The sequence below is a fragment of the Rhodococcus sp. Q genome, from assembly GCF_005503035.1.
Lineage (GTDB): Bacteria > Actinomycetota > Actinomycetes > Mycobacteriales > Mycobacteriaceae > Rhodococcus_G.
The window spans coordinates 158,937-173,649 of sequence record NZ_SCOY01000009.1 but is presented as its reverse complement, the minus strand read 5'-3'; the positions used below and the strand labels follow the sequence as shown (position 1 = coordinate 173,649).

General features: G+C 69.5%; 14 protein-coding genes and 1 rRNA gene. 13 read left to right on the top strand and 2 right to left on the bottom strand.

Annotation, left to right across the window (positions count from 1 at the left end; genetic code table 11):
• From rrf to rocD, 3 genes are all read left to right on the top strand, one after another.
• Nucleotides 1-104, top strand: a 5S ribosomal RNA gene (gene rrf, locus FFS72_RS12470); the annotation flags it as partial.
• 207 nt (nt 105-311) lie between these two features.
• Nucleotides 312-1,175, top strand: coding sequence for a dimethylargininase (ddaH, locus tag FFS72_RS12465; RefSeq protein WP_137874222.1), 864 nt, complete (start codon nt 312-314; stop codon nt 1,173-1,175).
• Nucleotides 1,172-2,389: an ornithine--oxo-acid transaminase gene (rocD, locus tag FFS72_RS12460; RefSeq protein WP_137874221.1), complete on the top strand. Its 1,218-nt coding sequence runs from the start codon at nt 1,172-1,174 to the stop codon at nt 2,387-2,389. The genes ddaH and rocD overlap by 4 nt, the downstream gene beginning before the upstream one ends.
• Before the next feature lie 60 nt (nt 2,390-2,449).
• Here rocD and acs read toward each other — a convergent pair whose 3' ends face one another.
• Nucleotides 2,450-4,393: an acetate--CoA ligase gene (gene acs, locus FFS72_RS12455; protein WP_137874220.1), complete on the bottom strand. Its 1,944-nt coding sequence runs from the start codon at nt 4,391-4,393 to the stop codon at nt 2,450-2,452.
• 200 nt (nt 4,394-4,593) lie between these two features.
• Between acs and FFS72_RS12450 the strand changes: the two genes are divergently transcribed.
• Together FFS72_RS12450 and FFS72_RS12445 are read left to right on the top strand one after the other, a co-directional pair.
• Nucleotides 4,594-5,034, top strand: a complete 441-nt coding sequence (locus FFS72_RS12450; protein ID WP_137874219.1) for a VOC family protein — start codon at nt 4,594-4,596, stop codon at nt 5,032-5,034.
• Nucleotides 5,035-5,079: 45 nt separating this feature from the next.
• Nucleotides 5,080-5,829: a Fic family protein gene (locus tag FFS72_RS12445; protein ID WP_137874218.1), complete on the top strand. Its 750-nt coding sequence runs from the start codon at nt 5,080-5,082 to the stop codon at nt 5,827-5,829.
• A gap of 448 nt (nt 5,830-6,277) precedes the next feature.
• Here the strand turns inward: FFS72_RS12445 and FFS72_RS12440 are convergent, their stop codons facing one another.
• Complete coding sequence (locus FFS72_RS12440; protein WP_502704106.1) at nt 6,278-7,153, bottom strand: HAD family hydrolase; 876 nt, start codon at nt 7,151-7,153, stop codon at nt 6,278-6,280.
• A gap of 292 nt (nt 7,154-7,445) precedes the next feature.
• Here FFS72_RS12440 and ssd point away from each other — a divergent pair, with 292 nt between their 5' ends.
• From ssd to FFS72_RS12400, 8 genes are all read left to right on the top strand, one after another.
• A complete protein-coding gene (gene ssd / locus FFS72_RS12435) occupies nt 7,446-8,525 on the top strand; it encodes a septum site-determining protein Ssd (RefSeq protein WP_137874216.1) in 1,080 nt (359 codons plus the stop codon).
• Complete coding sequence (locus FFS72_RS12430) at nt 8,522-9,691, top strand: TadA family conjugal transfer-associated ATPase (RefSeq protein ID WP_137874215.1); 1,170 nt, start codon at nt 8,522-8,524, stop codon at nt 9,689-9,691. The genes ssd and FFS72_RS12430 overlap by 4 nt, the downstream gene beginning before the upstream one ends.
• A complete protein-coding gene (locus tag FFS72_RS12425) occupies nt 9,688-10,497 on the top strand; it encodes a type II secretion system F family protein (protein ID WP_137874214.1) in 810 nt (269 codons plus the stop codon). The genes FFS72_RS12430 and FFS72_RS12425 overlap by 4 nt, the downstream gene beginning before the upstream one ends.
• The gene (locus FFS72_RS12420) at nt 10,494-11,069 is read left to right on the top strand and encodes a type II secretion system F family protein (RefSeq protein WP_249353263.1); all 576 of its coding nucleotides are present in this window, start codon (nt 10,494-10,496) and stop codon (nt 11,067-11,069) included. The genes FFS72_RS12425 and FFS72_RS12420 overlap by 4 nt, the downstream gene beginning before the upstream one ends.
• A gap of 54 nt (nt 11,070-11,123) precedes the next feature.
• Nucleotides 11,124-11,336 carry a DUF4244 domain-containing protein gene (locus FFS72_RS12415; protein WP_137874212.1) on the top strand — a complete coding sequence of 71 codons (213 nt, stop codon included), beginning with the start codon at nt 11,124-11,126 and terminating at the stop codon, nt 11,334-11,336.
• 2 nt (nt 11,337-11,338) lie between these two features.
• Nucleotides 11,339-11,713 (top strand): TadE family type IV pilus minor pilin, encoded by a 375-nt coding sequence (locus tag FFS72_RS12410; RefSeq protein WP_171018649.1) that lies wholly within the window; start codon nt 11,339-11,341, stop codon nt 11,711-11,713.
• Nucleotides 11,710-12,051, top strand: coding sequence for an Rv3654c family TadE-like protein (locus FFS72_RS12405; protein WP_137874211.1), 342 nt, complete (start codon nt 11,710-11,712; stop codon nt 12,049-12,051). The genes FFS72_RS12410 and FFS72_RS12405 overlap by 4 nt, the downstream gene beginning before the upstream one ends.
• 167 nt (nt 12,052-12,218) lie before the next feature.
• Nucleotides 12,219-14,675 (top strand): lysylphosphatidylglycerol synthase transmembrane domain-containing protein, encoded by a 2,457-nt coding sequence (locus FFS72_RS12400; protein ID WP_137874210.1) that lies wholly within the window; start codon nt 12,219-12,221, stop codon nt 14,673-14,675.
• Nucleotides 14,676-14,713 lie beyond the last annotated feature (38 nt).

The following is a 14,713-nucleotide window of genomic DNA, read 5'->3' as shown; positions in this document are numbered from 1 at the left end:
GCGGAGGGGAAACGCCCGGTCCCATTCCGAACCCGGAAGCTAAGCCCTCCAGCGCCGATGGTACTGCACTCGACAGGGTGTGGGAGAGTAGGACACCGCCGTACATAACATCCCGGGGACCCCGGAACCAGAGTTTTCTGGTTCCGGGGTTTTCGGCGTTTCAGGGGCCTTTTCCCTGTTGCACGCACAACACCTGTGGGTGCCCGCGTAAGCCGGGGCGCATGCCGGCCATCCGCGAATGGGCGGTATCGGTGGCGGGGCGGGGGCAGTGCGCGGATACTGACGTCACTGCCCGCACGAGGGGGTACGAGATGACGATGACGTCGCGGTTCCGCACTGTCGAGACGCAGCCGGCGCGATCCAAGCGTGAGTACCTGATGTGCGCACCCACATACTTCGACGTCGTGTACGCCATCAACGACTGGATGGATCCGACGGTCCCGGTGGATCGGGTCTTGGCACAGAGGCAGTGGCAGTCCCTCGTCGACACCTACCGCCAGCTCGGGCACGTCGTTCACCTGATCAATCCGGCACCCGGACTGCCCGACATGGTGTTCGTCGCGGACAGCGGTCTGGTCGTCGACGGGGTCGCGCTTGGTGCCCGGTACCGAACGAAGGAGCGTGGCCCCGAGGCCGACCACGTCCTCCGATGGTTCGAGGACAACGGATTCCGGCGCCCCCTTCGGCCGAGGTACGTCAATGAAGGAGGTGGGGATCTCCTTCTCGTGGGGGAGACGATCCTCGCCGGCACCGGATTCCGCACCGACGAACGTGCGCACACGGAAGCGGAGGTACACCTGGGCAGGCGCGCCGTCACATTGCGGCTGATCGACCCGCGCTACTACCACCTCAACACCGCTCTCGGCGTGCTCGACGACAACACGATCGCGTACCTGCCCGAGGCTTTCGACCAGCGCAGCGCGGCACTGTTGCGGTCGATGTTCCCCGACGCCGTTGTCGCGACGGAGGACGACACACGGTCTCTCGGCTTGAACCTCGTCAGCGACGGCCACCACGTGGTCCTGAGCGCGCAGGCAACCGGGCTGGCCGATCGGCTACATGATCGCGGTTACGACCCGGTTCCGGTGGACATGTCCGAGTTCGCCAAGTCCGGCGGGGGAATCAGGTGTTGCACACTTGATTTGAACGGGTGGAGTCGCGGGGTGCGGTCGTGACGCGTCCGGTCGGCGATCCGACAGCGGTCGAGCTGGCTCGAGCCGACGAGCACGGTGCACACAACTATCACCCGCTTCCCGTCGTCCTCGAGTCCGCGGACGGAGTGTGGGCGAGGGGCGTCGACGGCGTCGAGTACTTGGACATGCTCGCCGGATATTCGGCCCTGAACTTCGGGCACCGGCATCCCCGACTTGTTGCGGCAGCGCAGCATCAGCTGGAGCGGCTCACGCTCACCAGCCGGGCGTTCCAGCATTCCGGGTTCGCGGACTTCTGCGACGCCGTTGCAGGACTCTGTCGGAAGGATGCTGTCCTCCCGATGAACACTGGTGCCGAGGCTGTGGAGACGGCCCTGAAGCTGGCTAGGAAATGGGGCTACGACGTCAAGGGAGTGGCCCCCGATCGCGCCGAGATCATCACGTTCGCCGGCAATTTCCACGGTCGCACCATCGCCATCGTCGGGTTCTCCACCGACGACGACGCCCGTGTCGGGTTCGGCCCGTTCCCTCCGGGTTTCCTCACCGTGCCGTACGGCGACACCGACGCACTGGCCGCAGCGATCACACCCAACACCGTTGCGGTGCTGCTGGAACCGATCCAGGGTGAGGCAGGCGTTCGGGTGCCGCCGGAAGGCTTCCTATCCGCGGTCCGCGCTCTCTGTGACGATCACGGGATCCTCCTGGTTGCCGACGAGATCCAGAGTGGTCTCGGGAGAACCGGCGAGACCTTCGCATGCGACCACGAGAATGTCGTCCCCGATGTCTATGTGTTGGGGAAAGCACTGGGAGGCGGGATCGTTCCGGTGTCGGCGGTGGTGGCGGACTGGCCGGTGATGGGGGTTGTCGGACCGGGGCAGCACGGGAGCACCTTCGGTGGGAATCCACTCGCGTGCGCAGTGGCGACCGAGGTGGTCAGGATGGTGGAGACGGGCGAGTTCCAAAGTCGCAGCAGGGAACTGGGATCGCACCTGCATGGCCTGCTGGCGCAGCTGCCCGGTGTGAATCAGGTGCGCGGGCGTGGACTGTGGGCCGGTGTCGACCTCCCCCCGAATGGCCCGTCGGCGAGAACGATCTGTGAGCGGCTGCTGACCCGACGCGTCCTGGCGAAGGATGCCCACGAAGGGACGATCAGGCTCGCGCCGCCACTGGTCATCGAACGCGACGAGATCACCTGGGCAGTAGAACAATTGGCCGACAGTCTGCAGATGTCCGACTAACGGAAAGCCCCTCGATCCGGCCGGATCGAGGGGCTTTCCGAGTTCCGCGCGCCGCGACCGCTACTTGCCGCGAATGGCGTCGAAGACCTTGGGGTCGACGAGGGTGGAGGTGTCTCCGAGGTCGCGTCCTTCGGCGATGTCGCGCAGGAGGCGTCGCATGATCTTGCCGGAGCGGGTCTTCGGCAGTTCGGGGACGACGGTGATCTGGCGGGGCTTCGCGATGGGGGAGATCTCGGTGGAGACCTGGGCGCGCAGTTCCGCGATCAGGGTGTCACCGGTGTTCTCGGCGCCTTCGCGGAGGATGACGAACGCGACGATGCCCTGACCGGTGGTCTCGTCGGCGGCGCCGACGACGGCGGCTTCGGCGACGGAATGGTGTCCGACCAGTGCTGATTCGACCTCGGAGGTCGAGATGCGGTGCCCGGACACGTTCATGACGTCGTCGACGCGGCCCAACACCCAGAGGGCGCCGTCCTCGTCGTACTTGGCGCCGTCGCCGGCGAAGTACCAGCCTTCCTCGGCGTACCGGGACCAGTAGGTGTCGCGGTAACGGTCCATGTCACCCCAGATGCCGCGCAGCATCGACGGCCACGGCTCGTCGAGAACGAGGTAGCCGTTGCCGCCCGCGCCGAGGGGCTTGGCTTCGTCGTCGACGATCTTCGCGGAGATGCCCGGCAGCGGGGCCATCGCCGAGCCCGGCTTGGTGGCGGTGATGCCGGGGAGCGGGGAGATCATGATGGCGCCGGTCTCGGTCTGCCACCAGGTGTCGACGATGGGGGCGGTGCCGGAGCCGATGACGTCACGGAACCAGCGCCACGCCTCGGGGTTGATCGGTTCACCCACGGACCCGAGGAGACGGATGCTCGAGAGGTCGTGGGCGTCGGGGATCTCGCGTCCCCACTTCATGAACGTCCGGACCAGCGTCGGGGCGGTGTAATAGATGGAGACGCCGTACTTTTCGATGATCTCGAAGTGGCGGTGCTCGTTCGGGGAGTTCGGTGTGCCCTCGTAGACGACCTGCGTGACACCGTTCGAGAGGGGCCCGTAGACGATGTAGGAGTGTCCGGTGACCCAGCCGATGTCGGCGGTGCACCAGTAGACGTCCTTGCCTGCCTTGTGGTCGAAGACGTTGTGGTGGGTGTACGAGGCCTGGGTGAGGTAGCCGCCGGAGGTGTGGATGATGCCCTTCGGCTTTCCGGTGGTGCCGGAGGTGTAGAGGATGAACAGCGGGTGCTCGGCGTCGAACGGCTGAGCCGTGTGCTGGTCGGATGCCTTCTCGACGGTCTCGTGCCACCACAGGTCCCGACCTGCGACGGTGTCGACGTCGATGCCGGTGCGCTTGACCACGAGCACGTGCTCGACCGACTGCGCCCCGTCGACGGCTTCGTCCACAGCGGGCTTGAGCGGTGCGGCCTGCCCGCGACGCCACTGCCCGTCCACCGTCACGACGAGCTTCGCCTGCGCGTCGTCGATGCGGGAGCGGAGCGCGGTCGCGGAGAACCCGGCGAAGACCACCGAGTGCGTCAGGCCGAGGCGGGCGCAGGCGAGCATCGTGACGATGGCCTCGGGGATCATCGGCATGTAGATCGCGACGCGGTCGCCGGCGACGAGACCGAGGTCGGTGAACGCGTTCGCGGCCTTCGAGACCTCGGCGAGCAGGTCGTTGTAGGTCAGCGATCGCGAGTCGCCGGGCTCACCCTCGAAGTGAATGGCGACGCGGTCCCCGTTGCCTGCCTCGACGTGCCGGTCGACGCAGTTGTAGGCGACGTTCAACGAGCCGCCGACGAACCACTTCGCGACCGGGGCGTCGGACCAGTCGAGCACCTGCGTCCACGGGGTGGCCCAGTCCAGGCGCTTGGCCTGGGTGTCCCAGAATGCGAGGCGGTCCGCATCGGCAGCTGCCTGCAACTCCGGCCCCGCATTCGCCTGCGCGGCGAACTCCGGGCTCGGCGGGTAGATCTCGGATCCGTGCTCGGTGGCGTTGGTGTCGGCGGTGCTGGTCATGTCGCCCGTACCCTCGTTTCGGTGTCGTGATGCGGTTGTCGGCGCAGTTGTGAGGGTAGTCACATGGCATCCCGGACGCATCGTTGCATCCCGCTGCAACGGCGTTCCTGCGATGGCCGGTCGTTTCGGCGCGACCGATGGTGGCGCCACGCGACGAATGGTCCGGCGGGGTGGCGGCACGGGTGTGGTTGGGTGGAGACATGCGTCAGCACGTGAATGTCGTCACTCTCGGCGTGGCAGACGTCGGGCGATCGCACCGCTTCTACGTCGACGGCCTCGGATGGACCGCGACGCTGCACGTGCCGGGGGAGGTGCTGTTCCTTCAGATCGGTGGCGGAGTCCTGCTCGCACTGTGGTCCGTCGACGCGATGACCTCCGAGGCAGGCGCGACCGCGCGGCCCGACGGCGAGCAGGGTCGGGCGGCCGTCACGCTCGGACACAACGTCGCGGACGAGGCCGAGGTGGACGCCGTCCTCGCCGACGCGGTGCGGGCGGGCGGCACGGTGCTCGTGGCGGGGGCGCGCAGATCCTGGGGTGGCTACAGCGGCTACTTCCTCGATCCCGACGGCTTTCGCTGGGAGGTTGTCCACAACCCGGGACTCGTGGTTCGTGACGATGGAACGGTCGTGTTCGAGGGGTAGGCCCTACTGCGTGTGGTACCGGTCGCACGGGTAGCGTCGACCGATGTGAATGATCCGCTCCAGGCCCTGGTGGAGTTGCCCGGCGTGCGCGAGGCGTCCGATCGTGCGCGCGACGCGCTCGGCGAGGTGCACCGGCACAAGACCAATCGACGGGGATGGCCGACGACCGCGGCGGAGGCCTCTGTGCGTGCGGCGCGGGCGTCCGCGTCGATCGACGGTGGCAGCACCGAACTGCCCGCCGCCGGTGTTGCGGGGGATCCGGTACTGACCGGGGCGTTGCGGGTCGCGCAGGCACTCGACGGTGACGCGTTGACGATCACGGTCTCGACCTGGCAACGGGCGCCGCTCCAGGCCTTGGCGAAGCTGCACGTGCTGGCGGCGGCGGGACTCGTCGAGGACGAGTCGGATCTCGGGCGCCCTCGAACGGACCCGGGAGTGGCGGAGCGGCTGGATCTGCTCGCCCAGCTCGTGACAGGGGGGACGAAGGCCCCCGCCCCGGTGCTGGCGGCAGTGGTGCACGGCGAATTGATGGCGCTGAAGCCGTTCGGGACGGCCGACGGTGTCGTTGCACGCGCGGCGTCGCGGTTGGTGGCCGTTTCGACGGGACTCGACCCGCACAATCTGGGCGTGCCCGAAGTCAGCTGGCTGCGACGTCGGCAGGCCTATCTGGACGCGGCGGTCGGGTTCGCCGCGGGCACGGCTCACGGGGTTGGTAGCTGGGTTGTGCTGTGCTGCGGAGCCCTCGAAGCCGGTGCCAGGGAAGCGCTTTCGATTGCGGAGTCGGCGGCTCCCTGATCTGGACCCGCCTGGCCGTGTGGATGTGAACTGCGAATCGTACTGCGCTGCTGGGTGGTTCGCGATTCACGTGAAACGGGCGACGCTGCCGACTTCCGTCGACTTCGCCGCCCGCTAGCACGGACTACCTGGTTACCATGCGTGCAAAAGTGGCCTGTGTTCCGGCCTCGGCGTAGGCGCGGGAACCGTCGGTTCGCCTCTGCAACATGTGCAAGGTTCTCGCCAACGTGTACCCGAGTCACGCAGGCCCACAATGACTCTGCCCTTATAGTGGCTTGCGCTCCGCGTGGGTGCCTGGTGTCCGTGCTGGGACTTTCCGACTGGGAGACCGCCCCTTCTCTTCCGAGTCGATCCTGGCCTGCCGTTCGTCCGTAACTCCTTTGTACCCTGTGGCTCCGTCCACTTCAAGGGTTAAACGCGTTGGATCGACTCGAGTTTTCCGGGCCGGTCAGCGACGCTTACGGAGCGCCGCGTACACGAGCGCGCCTGCGGTCATCGTGGCCAGCACCATTGCCGCGGTGGCGACGGTCGACGTGGTGTCAGGTGTTGGAATTCGGGACCTGATCGGAACCGGGTTGGAGAAAGTCAGTACGGGCCAACCATTTTCGGACGCAGTACGTCGCAGGGTGCGATCGGGGTTCACCGCAGTCGGGTGGCCGACGGCTTTCAGCATCGGAAGATCGGTCGACGAATCCGAGTAGGCGTACGACCGGTCCAGGTCGTAGCCGTACCTGGCGGCGAGTTCGCGGATGACGTCCGCCTTGCCCTCGCCGTGACAGTAGAACTCGAGTTCGCCGGTGAACCGGCCGTCCTCGACGTCCATCCTGCTGGCCGCCGAATGGTCGGCGCCGAGCATCGCCGCGATCGGCGTGACCACTTCGTCGCCGGACGCGGACACCACGATCACGTCGTGTCCGCGCGCCTTGTGGTCGGCGATGAGGTCGGCGGCTTCCGCGAACACCAACGGTTCGACGACGTCGTGGAGGGTCTCGGCCACGATCGCGCGGACCTGGTCGACGTCCCAGTCGGCGCACATGTTCGTCAGGTGGACGCGCATCCGCTCGGTCTGGTCGTGGTCCGCGCCGGAGACGAGGAAGAGGAATTGGGCGTAGCTGCTCTTGAGGACGGAACGCCGGTTGATCAGCCCCTGGTCGAAGAACGGCTTGCTGAAGGCGAGCGTGCTCGATCGAGCGATGACCGTCTTGTCGAGGTCGAAGAAGGCCGCGACCCGTCGTTCACCGAGCCTGTCGTGTGCGTTCGCCGTCACCGCCTCAGGATAGGCGGGACGCGGTCCCGGGGTGGGGCGGCGACCGGAAGTGGACATGTGACCAGATGAACTTGCAGATTCTCGGTCGCCCAGGTGTAGTATCAACGACACCTGGACTTGATCTAGGTGTGTTCAGTCCGACCCCCCGGGACTGAACACCGAAGACCCCCGCCAGGGGGGGAGGAGGCGGGGGTCTTCTCTGTTCTCTCCCCCCCGAGTCGGGGCAGTGCCTCCGCCGTGATTCCCGTCCTCGGGCTGTGCCCGGACGGTTTGTCCACAGCCGGCGAAGTTGTCCACAATCGCCGTACACCCCCTGGTGACGGCGTCGCTGCGGCCGCACGCTCGATTCATGGACACCACGAACGCCGGGTCGCCCGTGCTGGCGATCACCTCCGACGAGGAACTCGCTGCCGGAATCCGACGCGCCTGCGCCGCCGCGGACCGCGACGTCCAGGAACATCCGGCACCCGTACCCCGACGCGTGTGGGCCCGCGCTCCGCACGTCGTGCTGGATCCCGCCGCGGCCCGGGTCTGCCGGGACGCCGACCTGCCGAGGCGCGCCGGGGTACACCTGGTGTCCGCGAGCGTGGCGGGCCTCGCCGAGTGGCAGACCGCCGCGGCAGTGGGCGCCGAATCCGTCCTGGTCCTTCCCCGCGGTGAACCTGACCTCGTCGTCGCACTCGCCCGCCGCGTCGAGGCCGCGAGCGGCAGCGGCCCCGTCGTCGCCGTGGTGGGAGGCCGCGGCGGCGCGGGTGCGTCCACCCTGGCCGCAGCGCTCGCACTGACCGCCGAGACGCGATTTCCCGGCCGCCGGGCGCTGCTCGTCGACTGCGACTCGACAGGGGGAGGTCTCGATCTGCTGCTCGGGATCGAACACCGCCCCGGACTCCGGTGGCCGTCGCTGATCGTCGAGGCGGGCGCGGTGTCGGCGTCCGCGCTGCACGCGGCGCTACCCGGGGTCGGGGGCAGCGTTTCGGTTCTCTCGTGCGGTCGCGGGTCCGGACCGGTCGAACCGGGAGAAGCCGCGCTGACCGCGGTCGTCGAGGCAGGCCGCGCCGCGGGTGACGTCGTGGTGTGCGACGTCCCGAGACAGTCCCGCTCCGTCGCCGATGTCGCACTCGGGCTCGCCGACGTTGTCGTTGTGGTGGTGCGGGCGCAGGTTCGTGCTGTGGCGGCCGCCGGATCCCTGATCGCGGGGATCGCGCCAGATCATCCGAATGTCGTTGTGGTGGTGCGTGGTCCGTCTCCGGGTGGGCTGCGCGGTGGCGAGGTGGCCGACCTGCTCGGCCTGCCCGTCCTGGCAACGATGCGGCCCGAACCGGGCCTGGCTGCCGCACTCGAGCGCGGTGGGCTGCGGCTGGCCAGACGGTCGCCACTGCGCCGCGCGGCCGGCGCCGTGCTCGACATCCTGGCCGGGGGTGCGGCATGAGCGGGCTCGTGTCGGCCGCGTTGCTCGACCGGGTGCGGACCCGACTGGCGCTGACGTCCGACACACCAACCGCCGCAACCGTTGCCGCGGCCATCCGTGCGGAGTCTTCGGGGGTGCTCGGCGACACCGACCTGCTCGACGCGCTGCGCACCCTGCAGACGGAGTTGACCGGGGCGGGAGTACTCGAATCGCTCCTGACCCAACCGGACGTCTCCGACGTCCTGGTGACGGCACCGGACGAGGTGTGGGTCGATCGCGGTCACGGACTCGAACGTGCCGATGTCGACTTCGCCGACGAAGCGGCAGTGCGCCGACTCGCGCAGAGGCTCGCCCTGGCCGCCGGACGCAGGCTCGACGATGCGCAACCGTGGGTCGACGGCCGGCTTCCCGGAACGCCCGGCGCGAACTTCGGAGTCCGACTGCACGCCGTGCTGTCCCCGGTCGCGCAGGCGGGCACCTGCCTGTCGCTTCGCGTACTGCGTCCGGCGACGCAGGGACTGGACGCGTTGCACCGTTCGGGCACCCTGAGCGACGAGGCCTACGAGCTGCTGCAGCGAATCATCACGTCACGTCTGGCCTTTCTCGTCGTCGGAGGTACCGGCGCGGGCAAGACGACACTGCTCGCCGCGTTGCTGGGCACGGTGTCGTCCCGAGAGCGGATCGTCTGCGTCGAGGACGCGGCAGAGCTGGCGCCGAGCCATCCGCACGTGGTGCGCCTCGTCGCGCGGCCCGCGAACGTCGAAGGAGTGGGTGAGGTTTCGGTACGGCACCTGGTTCGGCAGGCCCTGCGGATGCGTCCCGACCGGATCGTGGTCGGCGAGGTCCGCGGCGCCGAAGTCGTCGACCTGCTGACCGCGTTGAACACCGGACACGACGGAGGCGCGGGCACGGTACACGCCAACTCGCCGGAAGAGGTGCCCGCCCGGTTGGAAGCGCTTGCCGCACTGGGTGGAATGGACCGGGCGGCGCTGCACAGTCAGCTCGCCGCCGCAGTCCAGGTCGTGCTGCACTGCCGGCGGGACGCGGGCGGCAGGCGCACACTCGCCGAGATCGCGGTGCTCGAACGCCCTTCCGGTGACGAGGTCGTCGTCGTGCCTGCATGGCGTGACGGGTGGGGACCCGGTGCGGACCGCCTCCGCGCACTCCTGGACCGGGCGAACAGGTGACGGCCGCGTTTCTCTTCGCCGCGCTCGCGGTGCTCTGTGCACCGACGTCCGCGGCACGTCGCAGGCTGACACCGCCGACGTCCGGTGGATGTCGATCCGGCACCACCCGGCCCCGGGTCGGTGTCGCGGCGGTGGTGGCCGTCGTCGCGGGTGCCGTTCTGACGGTGCCGACCGTCGGCATCGCGGCGGCGATGGTCGCCGGCACCGTGGCACACCGGGTGCGCCGCGCACATCGGGACCGCCGTCGGGACGGTGAGGTCCGGGCGCTGCTCGCGGGCCTCGACGTCGCGGTCGCGGATCTCCGGGTGGGTGCGCACCCCGAATCCGCCTGCCTCGCTGCAGCGGCCGAGTCCACGGGCCGGCCTGCCGAGGCATTCCGATCCGCGGCGGCGACCGCCCGGCTAGGCGGCAGTGCGGCAGCTGGGCTGCTCACCGGGGCGCAGCGCGGAGACAACGACGCCTCCGGCGTCGCCTCGGACCTCGGGCGTATCGCCGTGGCCTGGCGGATCGCCGAACGCCACGGCATCCCACTCGCCGAACTTCTCGAGGCTGCTCGAGTGGACCTGTTGGGAAGAAGAAGGTTTCGCTCACGTGTCGAGTCGGGAATGGCGGGTGCGCGCGCCACCGCCGCCGTGCTCGCCTGCCTGCCAGTCCTGGGCATCGTGCTCGGTCAGATGATGGGCGCAGGCCCGGTCGGCGTCCTGCTGTCGGGAGGGATCGGCGGTGTCCTGCTCGTCGTCGGGACCGCCCTCGCCTGCATCGGGCTGGCATGGGCCGACCGGATGACCCGGGCGGTGACGGCGTGAGCGCCGCGGCCGTGCTCGTTCTCGGTGTCGCGCTCGTCGTCGCGCCGGGCGCAGGCGCCGCCCACGCGCGGTTGCGCGGCCCCGCAGCCGAGGCAGGCGACTCGAAGCCGACGACGTCCCCGTCGGATCCGCTGGCACTCGCAGGCTCCTACGACCTGCTCGCCGCGTGCCTACGAGCCGGGATGCCGGTGGCGTCCGCCGCGACCGCGGTCGCCGAACAGGCCCCCGAGCCGCTCGGTGAAGCGCTGAGGCGCGCCGCGAACCTGCTCTCTCTCGGCGGCGAATCCGACGTCGCGTGGCAGCACGCGGGCGCGCACGTCGAGACGGAGGCTCTCGCACGCCTTGCGCGCCGCTCCGCCCGATCGGGCAGCGCATTGGCCGATGCCGTCACGGAACTCGCCGCGCAGCAGCGCGCGGCCGTCGAGGATTCCGCGGCGGCCGCCGCGGAACGAGCCGGGGTGCTCGTCAGTGGGCCGCTCGGATTGTGCTTCCTGCCCGCATTTCTGTGCCTCGGCATCGCGCCGGTCGTCATCGGGCTCGCCGCGCACGTGCTCGGGGAGGGAGTGCTGTGACACCACATGCACGTCGTCACGGATCGGCCGTGACGCGAAACAAGGGGGAACAAGATGAGGAACAGCGCACTGCGCGTGGTCTGGACGATCCGGGCCCGGCTGCTCACCGCGGCGACGGCGGACGACGGCATGTCCACCGCGGAATATGCGATCGGGACGATTGCCGCCGCGGCCTTCGGGGCGGTCCTGTACTCGGTCGTGACAGGCGATTCCATCGTATCGGGGCTCACCGAGATCATCGACAAGGCACTGGACACCGCGGTCTGAGCGTGGACCGCGCCCCGGTCCGAGACGACCGGGGCGCGGTCACCGTCGAGGCGGCGATCGCGTTGGCGGCGATCGTCGTCGTGGTGGCGCTGTGCATTGCGGGAATCGTCGCAGTGACGGCCCAGGTGCGGTGCGTCGACGCTGCTCGCGAGGCGGCGCGGCTCGTCGCGCGGGGCGACGCCGACGAGGCGCTGTCCACGGCGCAGCGGGTGGCGCCGTCCGGTGCCCGGATCGAGGTCCGTCAGGAGAACGGTCACGCGGTCGCCCGGGTCACGGTCGACGCCGCACTGCTGCCCGGACTCGACGTGTCGGCGGAGGCGGTGGCCGCCATGGAGGAGCAGGCGACCGAACCGAGCGCCGGGCCGGCGCCGCGATGAGGGACGACCGAGGGTCGGCGAGTGTGACGGCGTGCTTCGCGATCCTGGCGTTGATCGCGGTGACCGTGGCCCTGGCTCACGTCGGTTCCGGGGTGGTCGCGCGCCACCGCGCCCAGTCGGCTGCCGACCTGGCGGCGCTGGCTGCGGCTGCGGAATCGGTGCGCGGCGCGGAACGGGCCTGTTCCGCGGCGGGCGAGGTCGCCGGACGCGTCCGAGCCACCGTGCGCGACTGCCGGATCGACGGCTGGGATGTCGTGGTGACGGTGACCGTCCCGGTGGGACTTGGATCGGGCGTGGCGACAGCCGCGGCGCGTGCGGGGCCCGCGGGCGAGACCTGACGGCTGTACCAGCAGCCCCTCGCGCAACACGCGCGCAACACCGGCGCGGCGCCTCGGAAGCAAAATGGCAGGATGCCGGATGTGACAGTCCACCGACCCGCTCCGCGCCCGCTCCCGGAAGATGCCGTTCCACTCGGGCGCCGCAGGTCGGTACCAGGCACGGCCGAATGAAGGTCGACGGCCGGGAAATCCCGGTACACGGGAGCCTGCTGCAACCGTTGCGGCGCCGGACCAGTGACCAGATCCGGGTTGCGGTGTCCGGGCTCGCGGTGGTGGCCGTGGTGCTCGTGTCCTACTACACCAAGGGCCGCTGGGAGTCGCTGGAGAACTCGATCTCCGACCTCATCGGGGTCGCGTCACCCGAATTGTCCAACCGCGTCTACACCCTGTACGGGGTGGCGATCCTGGCCCTGCCGTTCGCGATCCTCGTCGGCATCGTGTTCGGGCGCCGGTGGAAGCTTCTCGCCGGCTACGCGGCGGCCGCGCTACTGGCTGGGATCGCGCTCTCGATCACCGGTGACGGGATCGCGGCCCCGCAGTGGAACCTCGACCTGCGCGAGAATCGTGCGACGTTCCTGTCCCAGTTCTTGGACGACTCGCGGTGGATCGCGATGCTCGCCGCCGTGCTGACGGTGTGCGGGCCGTGGCTGCCGCGCCGGTGGCGTCGCCTGTGGTGGGTGCTGCTCCTCGCATTCATCCCCATCCACCTGTTCGTCAGCGCGGTCGTCCCGGCCCGCGCGCTGCTCGGACTGACCGTCGGATGGTTCGTCGGCGCACTCGTCGTCCTCTTCGTCGGCACGCCCGCGCTCGAGGTGCCCGTCGATCTGGCGTTGCGAGTCCTCGGCAGACGTGGACGCGGCGTGCAGGAACTCACCGTCCTGAGCCCCGCCGGGCCGGGACCGCTCGTCCTCGCGGCGCGCTGCAAACTCGAACCCGGCCTCGACGTCGGACACGGACCCTTTCCGCCCGTCGAACCGGTCGGGGATCGGACGCCGCCGGGAGACGGCGAACCGGAGGAGACGACCCTCGTTCTCGACCTCTTCGGGCAGCATCAGCGCAGCGAGGGTGTGTTGCGGCAAGCGGGCCGGTGGCTCACCTTCAGGAGCACCGAGACACTGCCCCCGTTCGCGTCACTGCGTCGTTCCGTCGAACACCGGGCCCTGATGTCGACGGCCTTCGGGTCGTTGGGGCTCGCCGCGAACGTCCCGGTCGCGGTCGCCGTTCTCGACCGGGGCTGGATGATGTACGCCCACACCACCTCGCGCGGCGCCCCACTCGACCGGCACGATCCCGCCCACCTCGACATCGCGTGGGACGGACTGCGGCGGCTGCACGCGCACCAGATGTCCCACGGCGACCTGCGCCCCGAGAACATCCGCATCAGTGACGGCGCGGCCCACTTCGACGGATACGCGCGGACCGAGGTCGGCGCATCCGACTCCCTGCTCCTGTCCGACGTCGCGCAACTACTCCTCGTCACCGCCGACATGTACGGCGTGGAGCGCGCGGTGTCGGCGGCGATCGATGTGATGGGAGCCGACCGGGTCGTGTCGGCGTCGGGGCGACTGACGCGCACCGCCACCCCGAGCAGGATCCGGCGGGCCGTGCGCGACCCGGGACAGTTGATGGCCGCCACCAGAGCAGAAGTCCGGGCCCGCACCGACACCGACGTCATTCGCGACCAGCAGGTCACCCGGTTCTCTCGCAACCAGCTCATCCAGCTGGGCCTGCTCATCGGACTCGTCTACGTCGCGTACCCCTTCGTCAGTCAGGTCCCGACCTTCCTGACGGAGATGGGATCCGTGATCTGGTGGTGGGTGCTGCTCGGTCTCGCGGTGTCCGGCCTGACGTACATCGGGGCCGCCGCCGCCCTGTGGGCGTGCGCGACGGAAACGGTGAACTTCCGGCACCTGACGATCATGCAGTTCGCCAACACGTTCGCCGCCACGACGACCCCCGCAGGAGTGGGCGGCCTCGCGTTGAGCGTGCGATTCCTCCAACACAACGGGCTCGGCGGGGTACGCGCGACCGCGGCCGTCGCATTGCAGCAGACGGTGCAGGTCGTCACGCACCTCGGTCTGCTGATCGTGTTCAGTGTCGTCGCGGGCAAGAACGCCGACCTGTCCCACTTCATCCCCAGCGCGACCGTCATCTACCTCATCGTCGGAATCCTGCTGGGCGCCGTCGGCGCGTTCATGGTGGTGCCGAAGCTGCGACGCTGGCTGCGCGAGGACCTGCGTCCCCAGATCGCCGACCTGACGACCGAACTCGTCGACCTTGCCCGCGACCCCGGACGCTTCCTCATCATCGTCGGCGGCTGCGCCATGACCACCGTTGGAGCGGCACTGGCACTGTGGGCGTCCGTCGAGGCATTCGGCGGGGACGTCGCCTTCGTGACCGTCACCATCGTGACGATGGTCGGTGGAACACTCGCCTCCGCCGCGCCGACACCCGGCGGTGTGGGCGCCGTCGAGGCGGCACTGATCGGTGGCCTCGCAGCGTTCGGCGTTCCCGCCTCGGTCGCGGTCCCGTCGGTGCTGCTGTACCGGGTACTGACCTGCTGGCTGCCCGTGTTCATCGGGTGGCCGACCCTGCGCTGGCTGCAGCGCAACGACCTGGTCTGACCCCGCCCGCGGTTCCCTGATGTCACATTGGGGGTCAC

Excerpts from the sequence above, each read along its gene's own strand:
- acs (WP_137874220.1), bottom strand. The coding sequence starts at position 4,393 with ATGACCAGCACCGCCGACACCAACGCCACCGAGCACGGATCCGAGATC.
- FFS72_RS12405 (WP_137874211.1), top strand. The coding sequence starts at position 11,710 with ATGAGGGACGACCGAGGGTCGGCGAGTGTGACGGCGTGCTTCGCGATC.
- FFS72_RS12400 (WP_137874210.1), top strand. The coding sequence starts at position 12,219 with ATGAAGGTCGACGGCCGGGAAATCCCGGTACACGGGAGCCTGCTGCAA.
- ssd (WP_137874216.1), top strand. The coding sequence starts at position 7,446 with ATGGACACCACGAACGCCGGGTCGCCCGTGCTGGCGATCACCTCCGAC.
- FFS72_RS12450 (WP_137874219.1), top strand. The coding sequence starts at position 4,594 with ATGCGTCAGCACGTGAATGTCGTCACTCTCGGCGTGGCAGACGTCGGG.
- FFS72_RS12440 (WP_502704106.1), bottom strand. The coding sequence starts at position 7,153 with ATGTCCACTTCCGGTCGCCGCCCCACCCCGGGACCGCGTCCCGCCTAT.
- FFS72_RS12415 (WP_137874212.1), top strand. The coding sequence starts at position 11,124 with ATGAGGAACAGCGCACTGCGCGTGGTCTGGACGATCCGGGCCCGGCTG.
- ddaH (WP_137874222.1), top strand. The coding sequence starts at position 312 with ATGACGATGACGTCGCGGTTCCGCACTGTCGAGACGCAGCCGGCGCGA.
- FFS72_RS12430 (WP_137874215.1), top strand. The coding sequence starts at position 8,522 with ATGAGCGGGCTCGTGTCGGCCGCGTTGCTCGACCGGGTGCGGACCCGA.